19 protein-coding genes are annotated in these 16,818 nt (G+C 51.0%); 5 read left to right on the forward strand and 14 right to left on the reverse strand.

Translation table 11 applies throughout. The annotated features are described in order from the left end of the window. The first annotated feature begins 34 nt into the window (after positions 1–34). Positions 35–367: a hypothetical protein gene (locus PsAD26_RS16105; protein WP_063311259.1), complete on the forward strand. Its 333-nt coding sequence runs from the start codon at positions 35–37 to the stop codon at positions 365–367. A 31-nt stretch (positions 368–398) separates the two neighbouring features. Here PsAD26_RS16105 and PsAD26_RS16110 read toward each other — a convergent pair whose 3' ends face one another. The 4 genes from PsAD26_RS16110 to PsAD26_RS16125 all read right to left on the reverse strand — a co-directional run bounded on the left by PsAD26_RS16110 (position 399) and on the right by PsAD26_RS16125 (position 5,331). Further along, entirely contained in the window at positions 399–1,283 is an 885-nt protein-coding gene (locus PsAD26_RS16110; protein WP_153041512.1) for a hypothetical protein, read from the reverse strand. Between the two features lie 160 nt (positions 1,284–1,443). After that, entirely contained in the window at positions 1,444–2,280 is an 837-nt protein-coding gene (locus tag PsAD26_RS16115; protein WP_063311261.1) for a 3-keto-5-aminohexanoate cleavage protein, read from the reverse strand. Beyond that, positions 2,280–3,620 (reverse strand): aspartate aminotransferase family protein, encoded by a 1,341-nt coding sequence (locus tag PsAD26_RS16120; protein ID WP_063311262.1) that lies wholly within the window; start codon positions 3,618–3,620, stop codon positions 2,280–2,282. Before PsAD26_RS16120 ends, PsAD26_RS16115 begins: the two co-directional genes overlap by 1 nt. Positions 3,621–3,918: 298 nt before the next feature. Beyond that, positions 3,919–5,331 carry an MATE family efflux transporter gene (locus PsAD26_RS16125; RefSeq protein ID WP_208985725.1) on the reverse strand — a complete coding sequence of 471 codons (1,413 nt, stop codon included), beginning with the start codon at positions 5,329–5,331 and terminating at the stop codon, positions 3,919–3,921. Positions 5,332–5,445: 114 nt separating this feature from the next. Here PsAD26_RS16125 and PsAD26_RS16130 point away from each other — a divergent pair, with 114 nt between their 5' ends. Together PsAD26_RS16130 and aroQ are read left to right on the forward strand one after the other, a co-directional pair. After that, positions 5,446–6,069 (forward strand): TetR family transcriptional regulator C-terminal domain-containing protein, encoded by a 624-nt coding sequence (locus PsAD26_RS16130; protein WP_063311263.1) that lies wholly within the window; start codon positions 5,446–5,448, stop codon positions 6,067–6,069. A 38-nt stretch (positions 6,070–6,107) separates the two neighbouring features. Next, the gene (gene aroQ, locus PsAD26_RS16135) at positions 6,108–6,551 is read left to right on the forward strand and encodes a type II 3-dehydroquinate dehydratase (RefSeq protein WP_063304023.1); all 444 of its coding nucleotides are present in this window, start codon (positions 6,108–6,110) and stop codon (positions 6,549–6,551) included. A 66-nt stretch (positions 6,552–6,617) separates the two neighbouring features. Here aroQ and PsAD26_RS16140 read toward each other — a convergent pair whose 3' ends face one another. Continuing rightward, a complete protein-coding gene (locus PsAD26_RS16140; RefSeq protein WP_063311264.1) occupies positions 6,618–7,472 on the reverse strand; it encodes a methyltransferase domain-containing protein in 855 nt (284 codons plus the stop codon). A 226-nt stretch (positions 7,473–7,698) separates the two neighbouring features. Then, positions 7,699–8,133, reverse strand: coding sequence for an alternative ribosome rescue aminoacyl-tRNA hydrolase ArfB (gene arfB, locus PsAD26_RS16145; RefSeq protein WP_057466233.1), 435 nt, complete (start codon positions 8,131–8,133; stop codon positions 7,699–7,701). A gap of 311 nt (positions 8,134–8,444) precedes the next feature. Between arfB and PsAD26_RS16150 the strand changes: the two genes are divergently transcribed. Beyond that, positions 8,445–9,806, forward strand: coding sequence for an aspartate aminotransferase family protein (locus tag PsAD26_RS16150; protein ID WP_063311265.1), 1,362 nt, complete (start codon positions 8,445–8,447; stop codon positions 9,804–9,806). A gap of 132 nt (positions 9,807–9,938) precedes the next feature. Here the strand turns inward: PsAD26_RS16150 and PsAD26_RS29990 are convergent, their stop codons facing one another. Beyond that, positions 9,939–10,100 (reverse strand): hypothetical protein, encoded by a 162-nt coding sequence (locus PsAD26_RS29990; RefSeq protein WP_208985726.1) that lies wholly within the window; start codon positions 10,098–10,100, stop codon positions 9,939–9,941. Further along, entirely contained in the window at positions 10,082–10,333 is a 252-nt protein-coding gene (locus PsAD26_RS29995) for a hypothetical protein (RefSeq protein ID WP_208985727.1), read from the reverse strand. Before PsAD26_RS29995 ends, PsAD26_RS29990 begins: the two co-directional genes overlap by 19 nt. 280 nt (positions 10,334–10,613) lie before the next feature. Between PsAD26_RS29995 and mazG the strand changes: the two genes are divergently transcribed. Then, positions 10,614–11,447 carry a nucleoside triphosphate pyrophosphohydrolase gene (gene mazG / locus PsAD26_RS16160; RefSeq protein WP_063311266.1) on the forward strand — a complete coding sequence of 278 codons (834 nt, stop codon included), beginning with the start codon at positions 10,614–10,616 and terminating at the stop codon, positions 11,445–11,447. Between the two features lie 50 nt (positions 11,448–11,497). Here the strand turns inward: mazG and PsAD26_RS30000 are convergent, their stop codons facing one another. From PsAD26_RS30000 to trkA, 6 genes are all read right to left on the reverse strand, one after another. Next, a complete protein-coding gene (locus PsAD26_RS30000) occupies positions 11,498–11,794 on the reverse strand; it encodes a hypothetical protein (RefSeq protein WP_208985728.1) in 297 nt (98 codons plus the stop codon). Next, entirely contained in the window at positions 11,778–12,032 is a 255-nt protein-coding gene (locus PsAD26_RS30005) for a YdcF family protein (RefSeq protein WP_208985729.1), read from the reverse strand. Before PsAD26_RS30005 ends, PsAD26_RS30000 begins: the two co-directional genes overlap by 17 nt. A 280-nt stretch (positions 12,033–12,312) precedes the next feature. Then, positions 12,313–13,788 (reverse strand): GTPase HflX, encoded by a 1,476-nt coding sequence (hflX, locus tag PsAD26_RS16170; protein ID WP_063311267.1) that lies wholly within the window; start codon positions 13,786–13,788, stop codon positions 12,313–12,315. Next, on the reverse strand, positions 13,788–14,045 hold the full coding sequence (gene hfq / locus PsAD26_RS16175; RefSeq protein WP_008546823.1) for an RNA chaperone Hfq: 258 nt from the start codon (positions 14,043–14,045) through the stop codon (positions 13,788–13,790). The genes hflX and hfq overlap by 1 nt, the downstream gene beginning before the upstream one ends. A gap of 164 nt (positions 14,046–14,209) precedes the next feature. Further along, positions 14,210–15,088, reverse strand: coding sequence for a D-amino-acid transaminase (locus PsAD26_RS16180; RefSeq protein ID WP_063311268.1), 879 nt, complete (start codon positions 15,086–15,088; stop codon positions 14,210–14,212). A gap of 327 nt (positions 15,089–15,415) precedes the next feature. Beyond that, the gene (gene trkA / locus PsAD26_RS16185; RefSeq protein ID WP_057466224.1) at positions 15,416–16,792 is read right to left on the reverse strand and encodes a Trk system potassium transporter TrkA; all 1,377 of its coding nucleotides are present in this window, start codon (positions 16,790–16,792) and stop codon (positions 15,416–15,418) included. Positions 16,793–16,818 lie beyond the last annotated feature (26 nt).

Here is a 16,818-nt window from a genome sequence, read left to right on the forward strand (position 1 = left end):
CCAGACTAACCCTCGAAAACACGGGGGCTTTTTCATGAAAAAACGAGTTATCCTCGGTGGGCTGGCTATGCTCACTGCAAGTGCATCAGTTGCAGATGCAGGCTTTAATCAAAGCAGAGCGGAAAAATTCGCCAGGAAAAACGAAAAACATATCATCTGCTACTACCTCTACGGCTTGACGAACCAGAGCAGCAAGCAGGACATCGCCAGAGGCGTCATCACAGCCATGGCCTATGCCAAAGGCATGAAGAAGCAGGAAGCCATCTACGCACTAGGTTACGGCTCCGGAAAGATCTCCGCCATTCTGGAAGCCGACTCAGACCACCGCGAAGACCTGATCCAAGAACACAGCAAAAACTGCAAATAATAGGATTAGCTAGTAGTTAGCTCTTTGGCTACTAGCTCTCCTTCCCGCACTTTTCTTTAGGACGAACATCAGATGATACTACCCCTTGAAGAAACACTAACAGAATAATAAGTGTGAGAAGTCCGATAGCCACATAACCCGCTATCGCATATCCTTCCTCGACACTGTCCATTGGCGTTTTTCGCGTAAGATCGAAATGCTCGGTAAGCATTTCAGTAAACTGGATAAAGAATGCTTTATCCCTGTAGTTAAAATCTGCATAGCGATAGTCATCGGCTTGCTTATAGCGATCTGCAATCTCTATAAGCAAATCAAATACAGGCTGCTCTTCACTAGCCTCAAAGGAACTATCTACTCCCGCATCGAAGGCGATATACCCCTTTCGATCATATACAATTACCTGAGCCTTGTTTATGAGCTGATCTGCCATTTTGAAATTATATGATAGGACAAAGTACTGTTTATTTTTCAGCAGTTTTGGGTGCACAATCCAATCTGAAAATGCGCAATTCTTCCCAATGGCAAAACAAGCTTTTTTTACTTGTCTTCGTAGGCTTGCTTCAATTTGTACAATTAGTTTTGGAGCAGTCTGGCTATCCCAATCCCCAAACTCAACAAAGCCTGAAGACTTGGCAGACGAAACAACCAGATCAGTAATACCGCTTAGAGGCTTGAGGATTACAGCATCAACACCATAACAGTTCGGAGAGAGTATCCTCGACCTTAAGTAGTCACAAACAAGAGCTGATTGCAAAATTTTGGTTTCATTATCTGGCACTCCCCAGGTACCCCTAGTCAACTCAAGTCGTCGAACACCATCACCATAGATAGCAGCTTGCCCAATTGAATAACTTGATTGCAAGATGAATGCGAACAGACATGCCAACGGGATAAGAAAAAATTTCAATTTCAACATTAATAGAACTTCACCACGATCAAAGGATGCAGATCGCATCTTTATGTGGAGCGCATGTGAGTCGCAACTATAGATTGCACCCATGAAAGTTCTTATTTTTGAAAAAGGCTGCTACCGGTGAGATAGCAGCCTTTTGAATTCTCAGTCTCGAAATCCCACTTTACTGCGGCTTTCCGAGCACTTTCAGCACATCACCCCTGGAAACAGCACCTTCATAACCCATTTCACTGCGGATATGAGAGACCACCTGAATGCGCTCCGCATTGTCCCTGGCAAGCTTGCCAGTACCGTGCCACAAGCTGTTCTCAAAGCCGATCCGCGCATGACCGCCATGACCAAAGGCCAGCGCACCACATGCTGTTTCAGCCCGCCCAAAGGCGCAAAGCATGAACGGGTTATCCTGAGCGATATGAGCTGCAGCATCGCGAGCGCTAAGGAAACCAAGCAAGTCACGCGGATCGCTCTCCTGATCCTTAGCATAACGCCCCAGCACATAAAGCTGGCTGCCATACCCGGCCGGAACAACGCCCTCACCCATCAGCAGATCGAGACGAGCCACATCTTCCGGAGCATACAGGATATGCTGAACCGCACGGCCCGCGTCCTTCGCTTCATGATAGAACCGGCGCGCCAGATCCATATCACCGCCCTCTGGCGCCATTTCACGCATGGCAACAGAAACAGCCTCAGGCTCCACAGCGGCAACAACATCATACTGTTCCTGCGCGCTGTACCGACCAACAGCTTCGGTGGTGATCTGAACAGCCAGTTCAGGGCACTTGGCCGTCACTTCAAGGATAAGCTCCTTGTAAAGGCCAGCATCTAGAACATGTTGCCCTTCTGCACCGCGCACATGGGCATGGAGGGCATCCGCGCCCTCCGCTTCCACGTTCACGGCGCAAGCAACGACATCTTCAATCGTCACCGGCAGCTGCGGATGATCCGCTTTGCCACGACGCGCGCCATTCGGTGCACTCATGATGAGCCGTTTTGTCATTAGACAGAAACTCCGACCTGCGTGAAACTCTCTTTCATTGCAAGGCTTAGCTTCTCAACGATCTCGCCGATATGACTGTCATCAATGATGAACGGAGGCGCGAGCAGAATGTGGTCGCCGATTTTTCCGTCAACCGTACCACCCATCGGATAACACATCAGACCAGCCTTCATGGCATTCTGCTTCACTTTCGCATGAAGCTTGAAAGATGGATCCAAAGGCTCTTTCGTGTCGCGATCCTTAACCAGCTCCAGCGCACGGAACAGACCACGCCCGCGAATATCGCCAACATGAGGATGCTGACCAAACTCGTCATGCAGCGCAGCGGAAAGCTTCTCACCCATGGTCCGCACATGCTCCATACGGCCCGGAGCCATCAACTGATCCATAACAGCAGCACCAGCAGCAGCAGCCAGAGAATGCCCCATGTAGGTATGACCATGCTGGAAGAAACCAGAACCTGTCGCGATGGTGTCGTAGATCTCTTTAGAGCACAGCATCGCGCCAAGTGGCTGATAACCAGCACCAATACCCTTCGCAACAGCAACGATGTCCGGGCGAACCTCATCTTCGTTACACGCGAAAATATGACCGGTGCGGCCCATGCCACACATCACTTCATCCAGCACAAGCAGGATGCCGTATTTGTCACAGATCTCGCGAATACGTTTCAGGTAACCCTTAACAGCCGGTACCGCGCCCATGGTTGCACCAACAACAGGCTCAGCAAAGAACGCAGCAACCTTCTCCGGTCCAACACGCAAAATCTCTTCTTCAAGAAGATTGGCGGAACGCTGCCCGTATTCTTCGAGCGTTTCACTCTCTTCCTTGTAGCGATAGGCGTAACAAGGATCGATATGAGACATTTCGATCAATAATGGGCCGAACATTTCACGGCGCCACTTGTTACCACCAGCGGAAAGCGCTCCCAGCGTATTTCCGTGATAGCTCTGCCAACGCGCAATCATATGCGAGCGTTGGTGTTCTCCCTTTTCAACAAAGTACTGCCGCACAAGTTTAACAGCAGACTCCATTGCCTCCGATCCACCTGAAACCAGATAGACACGGTCAATGCCTTCAGGAGCTTGGGCCACCAGTTTATCGGCAAGCTCTTCCGCCGGTTCACTGCCAAAAAAGCCAGTGTGAGCGAACGAAAACTTATCCAGCTGGTCCTTAATCGCGTCGATCACTTGTTCATTAGAGTGACCAAGGCAGGAAACCGCGGCGCCCCCACAGGCGTCAAGGTATCTCTTACCAGTGGAATCAATGAGGTAGCACCCGTCGCCTTTAGCAGCTGTTGGTAGTGTTACACGGGTATTTCTAGGAAAGATGTGGCTCATTTTACAGCCTCCGGGCTGTAGCTCTGTTGTTCGATTGACCGTCCTTAGACACGCAAAACTACGCGTGACATTTTGCACAGGCACCACATTGCCTACGTCAAAGTACTTGTCCATAAAAAACTATGAAATATCTCCAGATTGTGATCGGAGACACCCGCACAAAAGACAGTTGAGATATTTTACTACAAATTCCGGCAATAAAATTAGACGGAGCCACACCCAACTACGCAAAACCCCGTGCAGCTTACGTGAAAGTTACTTAGTCACCGAAAGACTCACTCAGTAAAATCTGAACGACCTAGAGCACGCCCGAAGCCGTACGCCGTGTCTGGCGAAGTATCCAGTGCGGCTTTTTCTGCGAAAACATCAAAAGCGTCATGACCAGCGTCAGCGCTTCAGCCACAGGCAGAGCATAAAACACGCTCATCGGGCCAATCACAAACCACAGGACGACAATCAGCAAAAGCGGCATAACCAGAGACCGGGACACAGCAATCAGTGCCGACTGGGTCGCACAATGCATACCTGTAAAATAGCCGGAAAACGCGATATTGACCCCGTTGAACAGGAAGACAGGCCAGATCACACCAATGATCTCAATCGTCAGCTCTACTGTCGACTGATCTGCATCTCCAACAAAGGCACTTGCCAGCAACATGGGTTGGAAAATCAAAAGGCACGCCAACAGCAAGCCAACAACAAAATTGGTCCCGACCCCAAGCGACAAAAACTGATAAATCCGCCGCGGTTTTCGTGCACCAAAATTGACACTCACCAGAGGCCCAAGCCCCTCACCCACACCATAAAACACCATGATACCGCTGAAGAACAGATAGTTCACAATGGTGAAAGCAGCCACGCCTTGCGCACCAATTTCAGTAATCAGGATCCAGTTGAACAGGAACACGACTATACCACCGGAGCTCTCATTGATGAACTCAGACAGGCCATTATAGGCAGCCGTGTACATCACTCGCCAGGATCCAAAGGGCCGTAGAAATCGCAACTTGGCGCTTTTATTGGCGAAATGCAAAAGCAGAAACAGCATGCCAGCCTGACTGGCCAGCCCCGTTGCCAGCGCAGCACCCCAAACGCCCCATCCCAGATACCCGATCATCCAGGCATCCAGCACAATGTTGACCACAGTGATCATCACCATGCCGGCAAGGGAAAAGTTGGGACGCCCGTCAACGCGGACGAAATGCGACAGCGCAACCGCAAGGCTCAAACCAGGAAAGAACCACGCAACGGTGAAGATATACGTCTCCACCATCTCAGCAGTTTCCGCGTTTGCACCAAGCATGCGTGCAGCTGTTGGTGTAAAAATAAGCAGCAATGCCGCAAACACCACGGAAAAGGCCAGGACGCTGATCAGGGCCTTCATAAAGATGTTGGAGGCATCTCTTTCCCGCTTTTCACCGATGAATTTGCCTGCCATCACGGCAGCGCCAACGGTCAGCATCACCACCACGCCAAAGTAAAGCGCAAACATAGGCGTAATCAGGCTGAGCGCAGCCAATGCCGTCGCACCAACAAAGTTTCCGACAAAAATGCCATCAACAATACTGGCAGAAGCAATGGAAATCATGCCAAGCACAGCAGGAACCGCAAACCGGAAAAATTCTTTCGCCGGATGTCCTTTGGTCATCTGCTCGTTTGCCATTGCCACTGACATGCTTTCACCTTTGCCTACGAGAGTGGTCTCCCGCATTTCCGATCAAAATTGATAAGAAATTGAATTTGAACGATCGATCAACTTGGACATATGCTCAATTTCATGCTATGTCAAGATTGACCAATTTAGAGAGCTAATCTGGAACGCTATATGGCCTATCTGGCGAAGGAAGAACGCCGCAAAGCAATCATTCTGGCAACGCTGGACGTTGTGAAGGAAAATGGGTTTGCTGGCATCACCACCCGCGCCGTAGCCAAACAGCTTGGCGCCGCAACCGGCATTGTTCATCACCACTTTAAATCACTCACAGACTTAAAATGCGAAGCCCTGCGCTACCTCTCTCAAAAGAACGGCGACAACTGCATCTCGGTCTCCAAAGATCTTCCACCGACACAAGCTCTGCTCCGCCTCATCAGCTTCAATGCAACCCCTCAGGAAAAGGCAGAGACCAGCATATGGATCAGTGCAGCAGATGAAGCCAACAGAGAACCGGAGTTTGCCCGTGTCTACGCTGAAGAAACCAACAAAATCCAGGAATGGATCTGCAACAACCTCAAGGAAGGCATCCGCACCGGCGAGTACGCCCTCACCTTACCCGCCGAACTTGCTGCATGGAAACTCATGTCACTGGCCTTTAATCTCTACGACGTGTCCAACCTGCCCGACACAGATCTGACACCAGACATGGCCGTCCAGATCCTTAAGGAAGAACTGAAGTCAACACTCGGCCTCAACAGCAAAGACCTTGCGTCTCAGCTGCTTTCAAGCCATTAAGGTGAGACTTGATCACCGCACAACTTCAGAGAGCTTTCATGAAGAAGATCCTCATCCTCAACGGACCGAACCTGAACCTGCTTGGAATGCGCCAGCCAGAAGTTTATGGCTCCACCACCCTTGCAGAGATTGAAGATCAGTGCCGCGCCCACGCAAAACAGCTCGGCCTAGACATAGAATGTAAGCAATCCAACCATGAAGGCGAGCTGATCGACTGGATCCACGAGACCCGCCAGACGCGGACCGCAATCGTGCTCAATGCAGGCGCTTACACTCACACCTCAATTGCAATCATGGATGCAATCGCCAGTGTGGAACGCCCGGTGATCGAACTCCACCTCTCAAACATCCACCAGCGAGAAGAGTTCCGCCACACTTCCTACATCTCCAAGGTCGCAAAAGGCATGATCTGCGGTCTCGGCGCGCACGGCTACACACTTGCCATGGACGCTGCACTTCGAATTTTGGAAGAAGAAGACTAGGCAACCGATAGGCGCAGCCACTTTGTCTCATCGGGCGAACTCAGAAAACACAAGCGCTCTCTGGGTTCATTTGCCGTTATACTGCGCAACAACAACAAGCCCCAGAACGGGTTTTCCATCCTCAAAACGCGGCGTAATTTCATCCAGCTCAATAAGTGTAAAGCCATTATCCGCCAGCACCTTGCGTAGATAATCAGCAGAATGAGCAAACCTTCCACGATTGCTCATCACATATGGTTTTTCTGAAAAAGCCTCGTTTGCCGCTGTTTCCGTTGTGAAAATGACTTTGCCATTAAGCTCAATGTTCTTCGCAAGGCCAGCGACAGCCTCCTCCAGTGCCCCAAGATAAATAAATGTATCGCCAGAGATGATTAAGTCCCAGCGCTCATCCCAGTCGTTCTGCAGGAATTCAGTCAGATCATTCAAATAAAGATCGTCATAAAGATTTTTCTGATCGGCCTTCTCAAGCATCCCTTCAGAAAGGTCTACTCCCGTCTTATGCAGTGCAAGATCGCCGATTACCTCAGTGCACAAACCAGTGCCACACCCCAAATCCAAAAGGCGTTTAAACCTGCCCTCTGTGAACCTGCTGACCATATCCTGAATAATCTGAGGCACCGCATAGTTGAGCTGTTTCGTCAGGTGCTGATCAAAGTTGTCTGCATAATTGTCAAAAGTCTTGCTCACACACTGCTCAGGCACTGTGTCAGGTGTGTAATTCTCATCGTTCGATCCAGATGCTAACTGCTCTTGCTCGATAGCGCTTAAATCTTGCTCTACATTTTTTAAAGCAAGCTGCTCAGCTTCCTCAGTCTTGCCTGCCTCTTTAAGGTCTTGTACCTGGCAGTCGATCAAGAACTTTTTGAGCGCAGCATGTATTGGATTATCTTCATCGTCTGAGTTGAAATTGATGTTCATCATCGTGACATGCCTCCGCCTAAAGCAAACAAGGTGTTTTTCATAAAAGGACTAGATCAAAAAAAACATGATGAAGACTTACGTTGCTTGATAAATATCTCTTTGTATTTTTGTCAGACAGTTTGGATGCGCTGTTGTTTTTTGTTCGTCCTGCGGGGCATGACAGGCTCACCCTTGCACTCATAAGCATATGGGCGATTAAACTTACCGGAAGAGCCAACCCTCCAAATCAGTCGTAATTCTTGGAACTACGCAGCTTCTTGATGTTGCCACGCTGCTTCTTCCCTTCCATTCGCCGGCGCTTGGAGGCCAGTGTTGGCCGTGTGGCTTTACGTGTCTTGGGCACATAAGCTGCTTTCCGAATAAGCTCCAGCAACCGCTCCAACGCATCTTCCCTGTTGCGCTCCTGCGTACGGAAGCGATCAGCCGTCAAAACGACCTCGCCCTTCAGCGTCAGGCGTGAGCCTGCGATCTTGCGCAAACGAGTCTTTAAGTCATCCGGGAGAGTCGCATTTCCATCCAGATTGAATCGCAATTGCACGGCAGAAGACACTTTATTCACGTTTTGACCGCCCGGTCCGGACGCCCTGATGAAGTCTTCTTTGATGTCGCGTTCCTCAATTGAGTAGCGCTCATTCACCTTTATTTTTTTGCGCTCACTCATCTGGCCCGCCCGTTACACCACGCATGCATAGCATTGATTGAAATAAGAAATTTTACTCTTTGGTCAAAAAACAACCAGTAAAGCAACAGTGCACGCTATAATACCAGCCCCTCAGATTTGCAAAGTTTTACGCAACAAAACTACGCTCCACCGCAGGTATAGGCGAACGTATAATGCACGTATATGTTTGATATCGCTTGATTTAGTCAGTTCTTCTACCTAGTCTCGAATCCATATCCTGCCAGAGGGTAAAATAATTAAGGCGCTCAGCCGAACAAGCAATATTCGTCTCAAGCGTTACTGGAGGGGAAATGACAGAGACTAACATATTGGCGCGGGACGAGATCCAAGAGATCACCGGCCTGACTACAAACAACCTTGATGCCTACTGGATGCCATTCACGGCAAACCGGCAGTTCAAGAAAGATCCACGCCTTCTCGTAAAGGCCAAGGACATGCATTACACCGCTGCCGATGGCCGCCAGATTCTGGACGGTACAGCAGGTTTGTGGTGCTGCAATGCTGGCCATGGACGCCAGAAGATCGTCGAAGCTGTGCAGAAGCAGGTCGCCGAGCTGGATTACGCACCAGCCTTCCAGATGGCACATCCAAAGTCCTTTGAGCTCGCTGCCCGTCTGGCAGCACTCATGCCAGACCCGCTGAACCACGTGTTCTACACCAACTCCGGCTCCGAGAGCGTTGAAACCGCCCTCAAAATGGCACTGGCCTACCACAAGGCCAAGGGAGAAGGCTCACGGACCCGCCTGATTGGGCGCGAGCGCGGTTATCACGGCGTCAACTTCGGCGGTATTTCCGTCGGCGGCATGGTTGCCAACCGCAAGCAGTTTGGTGCAATGCTCGCTGGTGTTGATCATATACGTCACACCCATGGCATTGCAGGCAATGAATTCAGCAAGGGCGTGCCGAAAAACGGCATTGAGTACGCTGAAGATCTCATGCGCCTCATCCAGCTCCACGACCCATCCACCATCGCAGCTGTGATCGTGGAACCAGTTGCGGGCTCTGCTGGCGTAATCCTTCCACCAGAAGGCTACCTAAAGCGCCTGCGCGACATCTGTGATGAGCATGGCATCCTGTTGATCTTCGACGAAGTCATCACCGGCTTTGGCCGTCTGGGGACTCCGTTCGGTGTCGATTACTTTGACGTCATCCCGGACCTCGTCACCACAGCCAAAGGCCTCACCAGCGGCGTCGTACCAATGGGTGCAGTGTTTGCCAGCTCCAAGGTCTATGATGCATTTATGACCGGACCTGAGCATCTGATCGAGCTGTTCCACGGCTACACCTACTCAGCTCATCCACTTGCCTGTGCAGCTGCCTTGGCAACGCTGGATGTCTACGCTGAAGAGGAGCTGCTCACACGCGGCGCCAAGATGGCACAGTACTGGCAGGACGCACTTCACTCCCTGCGTGATTGCCCGAATGTGATCGACATCCGTAACATCGGCCTGATTGGCGCGATCGAGCTGGAGCCGATTGCAGGTGAGCCGACCAAGCGCGCATTCACAGCCTTCCTGAAAGCTTATGAGAAGAACATTCTCATCCGCACCACAGGCGATACAATCGCAATGTCCCCACCACTCGTTATCTCTGAAAGTGAGATCGATGTATTGGTTGGCACGCTGCGCGATGTGCTCAAAAGTCTGGACTAACAGTTCAAAGCACAAATCAGAAAGGGCGCCATCAGCGCCCTTTTTTATTGCAAAAACAAACCATTAAAAAAGAAACATGAATCATTGCATGATGCACTTCGCTCATAACTGCACGCTGAGTGAGCGCCAGCCTTAAGCAGATCTGCGAAGCAGCTTAGAGCTCCCCGCCAACAAAGCCGTCACCAGAAGCGCAATCGTCACCGGCAACCCGAGTTGACGCTCCACGTCTGAAGATGTGGCAGCATTCCCAACCACGCTGAGCGTGCAAATAACAATCACAAGCCAATAGCCCACGCCGGCCATCTGAATGCAACCACTTCACCGCGCTTCAAGACAGAACAAGCCATGAAGACAGCAATAAAGGCCTGAAGCAGAGACAATGCCCTCATAGGCAACGGAAGACTACCTTCAACGAAACCTCCCATCGTCAAAGCATCCCAAGGCATCCCCAAAACCAGAGCCATATGAAAGAACACCAAATAGACCGCGATGCAGGAAAACAAAACGGCTAAAACCTTCGCAAGCATCTCAGATCACCCATCCAAATATAGAAAAAATCCGCCATCTTTCGTAGATCCCTGAAGCATAGTAAAGCAAAAAAACCCCAAAAGGCAACGTAACCACTCAACACTAAAATCATAATTATCAATATGTTACATACATTTATTAAAGTTAATAATCATTAACCTTAACCAGCGCCTCAACCCAGAAAAATACAAGTGAGAACAGTCACGCAAAACCCCTCGCCATCCTCTCGCCACCCTGATAATGTGCCGCCAATTTCAGGCATTACTCACCAGGACTCCCATGCTACCTTCCCGCGACATTTCCCGCCTCATCGAAATCATGAAAGCCCTCAGAACTCCTGAGACCGGCTGCCCGTGGGATCTGGAGCAGAACTTCAAGACCATCTCTCCCTACACAATTGAGGAGGCCTATGAGGTTGCCGATGCAATTGAGCGCGAGGATCTGAGCGACCTGAAAGAGGAGCTTGGAGATCTGCTTCTTCAAGTCATCTACCACTCCCGCATGGCCGAAGAAGAAGACGCCTTCGCCTTTGGCGACGTGGTTGAAGCCATCACCAAAAAGATGATCCGCCGTCACCCGCACGTATTCGGAGATGACGAACAAAAAGCCGCAGGCTTCCCAAAAGGCACGTGGGACCGCATCAAGGAAGAAGAAAAGCAGGAGCGCAAACAGCAACGCGCTGAGATGGGCCTCATTGATCAGATGCCACGCTTTCTGGATGAAGTTCCATCCGCATTCCCAGCACTGACAGAAGCTGAAAAACTCCAGCACCGCGCCTCAAAAGTTGGATTTGACTGGGGCGCCGCAGAGCCCGTCCTCGACAAGATCAAAGAGGAAGTGGAGGAGCTCACCGTTGAAGTTACTGCAAGCACGCCAGACCGCAGAAAAATTGAGGATGAACTCGGCGATGTCCTGTTCGCAATCGCCAACCTCGCCCGTCATCTGGAAATCCAGCCAGAAGCCGCCCTCAAACGCACCAATGCCAAATTCCGCCGCCGCTTCGCCCACATAGAAGACGCAGCAACAGCCGAACAACGCCCGCTAAAAGACCTTACCCTCGATGAGATGGAAGCCCACTGGCAAGCAGCCAAGAAGTTTGATCCGGCAAGCTGAAGAATATCATCGGGCGAGCAGACACCATGTTCGCCTGAAACTCAGTCCATTCACTCAATCAAAGGGCATGTCTCAGAGTTCAGCTCGCACAGGTGTCCAACCTTAAGATACGGCTGCATCTTGCCCCACTCCTCCAAAACCTCAGCTGCAAACTCTGGATGAACAGGCCAGTCCGCTACGTCCACCGGATACTTGTTTGCAGGCGCAATCATCTTGATTACCTCTGGCCAATGCCGCTCCAACGTCATTAGATAGCGACGCGACGCACTCGCGCTACCAACGGCAATCACGGAACCAACGGCATCATAAAGCCCAAGCCCCTTCAAACACTCAACTGAGAACTTCACATTTTCGCCCGTATTGGTCCGCACAGGTCTCCAAGATTACATGGCGCCCTGGCACACCGCCAGCAACAAGCGCCTCACACATCTCATGCGCCTCAAGCTGCCCTAACGCTGTGTACTCACCACCAGTAACCAAAACACGCCCAACAAGCCCATCACGCCATAGCCTCACCGTGACCTGAACCCGAGCCACAGCACTTCTGTGGGACCCAAACAGCAAACACAGATCAGCCTTTCGCATTTCAGTTCTGACAAGCAAGTAACGATTGATCTCAGCAACGAGCTCAGGAGTAAGCTTTAAATGCGAATTGGCTGGACAAGTCATGACACAACCAGACTAACGGCCAAAACAACAACCAGCAACGCTGCGCCGGGCGACACTCCTTCATTTCTTGCCCAAACAGGAAAGCTGGAAGACTGCACATAAAGCGAGTGAGTACGGCAAAGGTCCGCCCACCAACAAAAAAAGCCCCACTCATCCAAGCGGGGCTTTCCTGTATTTATCAGATTTTCAAAGACGATCAGATCGGTGAGTAACCACCGTCGTCATCCTCATCACCGTCTTCTGAAGTCGGCTCCTCAGCCAGCTCCAGCCCGGTCACGAAGTACTTCGCGAAGCGCTCACGGACGCGAGATCGATGGGCATCCGGGACGCGAACAGACAAGCGAATGCCGTCCTCTGTATCATCACGCGAGAGGATCTCGCAGTTCTGATAGAGCCATGCATGCCCCTGCCCGTCGCTGTGTGGCAGGATCATCGTCACGGTATCCAGCTGCTCAGCCAGACGCGTTTCGATGCGGGCAATCAGATCCTCGATCCCATCACCACTCAGCGCAGAAACCGCAACCGGCCCCTCATCAACCGAGTTACTTTCCAGCAACTTGGCACGATGTGCCTCATCCAGCATGTCGATCTTGTTGTAGACCTCAATGACACGATCACTCTCAGACACTTTAAGACCAAGCATCTCAAGCGTTTCATTCACATCCTGAGACTGCGCTTTGGTGTCTTCATGAGCAATATCGCGCACATGAAGCACAATATCAGCCTGAATAACCTCTTCCAGCGTTGCCCTAAAGGCAGCCACCAGATTGTGCGGCAACTCGGAAATGAAACCCACTGTATCAGACAGAATGACCTCACGGCCATGCGGCAGCTTCAGACGGCGCAAAGTTGGATCAAGCGTCGCAAACAGCAAGTCCTTGGCAAACACCTCCGCATTTGTCATGCGGTTAAACAGCGTCGACTTGCCCGCGTTGGTATAGCCAACAAAGGCAATAACCGGATGCGGCACTTTCTTACGTGCTTTACGGTGAAGCTTGCGGGTCCGTTGAACCTGCTCCAGGTGACCTTTCAGCAGCGTGATACGATCCTGAATGATACGCCTGTCGGCCTCAATCTGGGTCTCACCCGGGCCGCCAACAAAACCAAGACCGCCACGCTGACGTTCAAGGTGAGTCCAGGACCGCACCAGACGGGATTTCTGCCAACTCAGGTGAGCAAGCTCGACCTGCAGGCGACCTTCCTTGGTCTGCGCACGTTCACCAAAAATCTCCAGAATAAGACCCGTCCGGTCAATAACCTTGGTGTTCCAGTCTCGTTCCAGGTTTCTCTGCTGGATTGGGGTAAGCGGATGATCAACAACAACCAGCTCAATCTCTTCGACATCAATTCGCAAGCGGATCTCTTCCACCTTGCCTGAGCCGAACAGACTTCCCGGTTTTACATTTGCCAATCGAACCAGACTTGAGGAGACAATCTCCAACTCGATTGCAGCTGCTAGTCCAACAGCTTCTTCCAGTCTGGCTTGTGGGCTGCGCTCGGCACCAAAGGGGCGCTCAGGAGCACCTTTCCCTCTCGCCAGAGCTCTACTTTGAATAATCGGTACGATGACGAGTGACCGGGTTCCCCGGGTCACTTCGTCTTCGCCGGCCTCAACATTCGCATCGCGTTGCTTGCGGTTCAGACCGGCCTCTTTTTTAGATTGGGGCTTCATCAGCCTCCTGCTTTTTCGCCTTCTTCTTCAGCTGGTTCGAACAGCTGTATAGGGCTATTTGGCATGATTGTTGAAATAGCGTGTTTGTAAACGAGCTGGGAGTGCCCGTCACGACGCAATAATACGCAGAAATTATCGAACCAAGTAACTACACCCTGCAGTTTTACACCATTGATCAAAAAGATTGTCAGTGGCGTCTTCTGCTTCCTGACATGATTTAAAAATGTATCTTGAAGATTTTGAGCGCGGTCAGCCATAACTATTTTTTTCCTGTTCTCAGTGGACACGGCCGCGGCATCCACCATTTACTGTTCCCATCCTCGAAACGGCCAAGTGACACTCACAAACACAAGAGAGATGCCCCAACACTAATAAGGTGCGCCGTCTTTCCTAAGTTCCCTTCAGCAAACACCGGAGGCACTTAACCCCCGGCAACCGTCAGTTTAATCAACTCTGACGCTTCATGGAATGATTTTCTTAAGTCTTGAACGATTGGACCGGGCTTACCATCACCCAAAATTGTTCCATTTACTTTCACGACGGGCATGACAAGCCCCGATGCACTTGTTAAAAATGCCTCTTGCGCACTTTTTGCCTCTTCCAGAGAGAAACCGCGTTCTTCTACGGAAAAGCCTTTCATTTCCGCCAGTTTTAGAACGCCCGCTCTGGTAATTCCTTTTAAGATTCCGTGGGTAGCAGGTCGCGTCACCAAAGTGCCGTTCTTTAGAATTATCCAAGCATTGGTTGAACCGCCTTCAGTTATCAGGCCTTTTTTATCCACAAACCATGCTTCGCGGGCACCGGACTCCTTAGCCTTTTGTTTAGCAAGGACATTAGGCAAAAGACCAACAGTCTTGATATCGACCCGGTCCCAACGATTCTCTTCTACTGTAATGACCCCAACACCCTTGGCCGCAATTTGGTCCATTTTGTGTGACGGCACCGATTTTGCAGTCATCACAATAGACGGTGGAGTCCCAGCTGGCGGGAAATAATGGTCGCGCGGAGCCACGCCGCGCGTAACCTGCATATAGATCAAACCGTTCTTCACCCGGTTGAGCGAAATCACTTCCTTCATCACCAGCGTCAAGGCCCCGCGTGACATAGGGGCAGAAATCTGCAGCTCACTCAGCGACCGATCCAGCCGGTCCAGATGGGCGCTCATGTCCACAATCTGGCCTCTCCAGACTTCACACACCTCATAAACGCCATCAGAGAACTGGTAACCCCGGTCCTCCACATGCACGGCTGCATGAGAATGTGGCACATATTGTCCATTTACGTAGGCAACACGGCTCATCAGCCTCTCCTGTTCAGGATCATTCAACAGATTATATCTAAGGGCATTTACTGAATACTATCAAGTGGCTAACAGCAGATAAAACTAGATATTTCCAAGTGGGATCACTGAGAAAACCTGAGTTTACGCTTTGGGAAGACAAAACCAACCCACCACCTGGGCGCTTAAGACCAGATATCTTTAAAATCGCAGATTTAAAGGAGAGAGAAAAACAAAGGCTGCAGAGCCCTTATTGGACAGTCACGAACGCGTGCGCTGCAAACTTAGCAGTTTGATATTCCGGCACTTTCTTGCGCAAGCGCCGGAATTAATTGACATCAACAAGCTCTAGAAGAACTCAAGTGACACGCGGAACATCTGTTCCACCTGACGCACTTTGTCCGCAATAGCAAAAATCACAACGCGGTCGTGCGCCTGAATGCGCTCGTCACCACACGGTGTCACCACTTTCCCATCACGCAAAATGCCGCCGATACGGATACCTTCCGCAAGCTCAACCTCACGCAGCGGACGCCCAACAAGCGGTGAAGTATCCAGCGCCTCGGCTTCAATCACTTCAGCAGCGCCATTTTGCAGCGCATGAACAGCCCGAATACGACCACGGCGTACATGCTGCAAGATCTTGGAGATCGTCACCTGACGCGGGTTCACAAAGGCATCAATGCCCAAAGCATGCGCAAAAGCAGGATAGCTGGTATTGTTCAACAGCGAGAGATTCCGCTCACAGCCCATTTTCTTGGCCATCACGCAGGACAGGATATTGACCTCATCCTCGTTGGTCAGCGCAACCATCATATCGGAATCTTCAACATCCGCTTCCTGCAGCATCACCTGATCCAGTGCACTACCATGCAACACCACAGTTCTACGCAGTTCATCAGCAATGCGAATAGCCCGATCGCGGGAATGTTCGATAATTTTTACTTTGGTTCTGCTTTGCTTTTCCTCAAGGCGGCGAGCAACATAAGCACCAATGTTACCGCCACCAGCGATAAGAACACGCTTGGCCTCAGGCTCTTCGTGACCGAAGATGCTCAGCGTACGACGCACCTGACCGCGCTCACAGCACACATAAACCAAATCCCCTTCCCGCATCATATCAGAGCTGTGCGGAACAAAGACCTTGCCTTCACGCGCGATACCAACAACCACGGCTGACAGATCCGGGAACAACTCGGTCAACTGGCGCAGTGGCGTATCCAGCACTGGACAATCACCACCACAGTCGATCCCGACAATGATCATGTTATCATCCGCAAAGCGCACAGTTTCCATGGCACCTGGCAGCGACAAACGCCGCAGGATCATCTCACCCACTTCGATTTCAGGGGAAATGATCACGTCAATTGGCATGTTATCGCGCGAAAACAGATTGCGGTAATGGGACTGCAAATAGCTTTGCGCACGCACACGCGAAACCTTGATCGGCACGTTAAACAAAGAGTGCGCGACCTGACACGCGACCATATTGATCTCGTCATACAAGGTCACAGCAATAATCATGTCAGCCTGATCAGCACCAGCCTGCGCCAGCACATCCGGATGCGCACCATGGCCAATAAAGCCGCGCACATCCAGCGTGTCACGAATGGCATGAACCAACTGCGGGCTGGTATCAATCACAGAAACGTCGTTCTGCTCCGCTGCAAGTTTTTCGGCAATGCCGTACCCAACCTGTCCGGCGCCACAAATTACAACCTTCATAATTCAGTCCTTTGCTCCACCTCAAA

The organism is Pseudovibrio sp. Ad26 (genome assembly GCF_001623285.1).
GTDB classification, from domain to species: Bacteria; Pseudomonadota; Alphaproteobacteria; order Rhizobiales; family Stappiaceae; genus Pseudovibrio; species Pseudovibrio ascidiaceicola.

Coding starts and splice junctions, on each gene's coding strand:
- aroQ (WP_063304023.1), top strand. CDS start 6,108: ATGAAGAAGATCCTCATCCTCAACGGACCGAACCTGAACCTGCTTGGA.
- PsAD26_RS16105 (WP_063311259.1), top strand. CDS start 35: ATGAAAAAACGAGTTATCCTCGGTGGGCTGGCTATGCTCACTGCAAGT.
- PsAD26_RS29995 (WP_208985727.1), bottom strand. CDS start 10,333: ATGCTTGCGAAGGTTTTAGCCGTTTTGTTTTCCTGCATCGCGGTCTAT.
- PsAD26_RS16130 (WP_063311263.1), top strand. CDS start 5,446: ATGGCCTATCTGGCGAAGGAAGAACGCCGCAAAGCAATCATTCTGGCA.
- PsAD26_RS30005 (WP_208985729.1), bottom strand. CDS start 12,032: ATGCGAAAGGCTGATCTGTGTTTGCTGTTTGGGTCCCACAGAAGTGCT.
- PsAD26_RS16140 (WP_063311264.1), bottom strand. CDS start 7,472: ATGATGAACATCAATTTCAACTCAGACGATGAAGATAATCCAATACAT.
- hfq (WP_008546823.1), bottom strand. CDS start 14,045: ATGGCTGACCGCGCTCAAAATCTTCAAGATACATTTTTAAATCATGTC.
- PsAD26_RS16150 (WP_063311265.1), top strand. CDS start 8,445: ATGACAGAGACTAACATATTGGCGCGGGACGAGATCCAAGAGATCACC.
- trkA (WP_057466224.1), bottom strand. CDS start 16,792: ATGAAGGTTGTAATTTGTGGCGCCGGACAGGTTGGGTACGGCATTGCC.
- PsAD26_RS16125 (WP_208985725.1), bottom strand. CDS start 5,331: ATGCGGGAGACCACTCTCGTAGGCAAAGGTGAAAGCATGTCAGTGGCA.
- mazG (WP_063311266.1), top strand. CDS start 10,614: ATGCTACCTTCCCGCGACATTTCCCGCCTCATCGAAATCATGAAAGCC.
- PsAD26_RS16120 (WP_063311262.1), bottom strand. CDS start 3,620: ATGAGCCACATCTTTCCTAGAAATACCCGTGTAACACTACCAACAGCT.
- hflX (WP_063311267.1), bottom strand. CDS start 13,788: ATGAAGCCCCAATCTAAAAAAGAGGCCGGTCTGAACCGCAAGCAACGC.
- PsAD26_RS16180 (WP_063311268.1), bottom strand. CDS start 15,088: ATGAGCCGTGTTGCCTACGTAAATGGACAATATGTGCCACATTCTCAT.
- PsAD26_RS16110 (WP_153041512.1), bottom strand. CDS start 1,283: ATGTTGAAATTGAAATTTTTTCTTATCCCGTTGGCATGTCTGTTCGCA.
- arfB (WP_057466233.1), bottom strand. CDS start 8,133: ATGAGTGAGCGCAAAAAAATAAAGGTGAATGAGCGCTACTCAATTGAG.
- PsAD26_RS16115 (WP_063311261.1), bottom strand. CDS start 2,280: ATGACAAAACGGCTCATCATGAGTGCACCGAATGGCGCGCGTCGTGGC.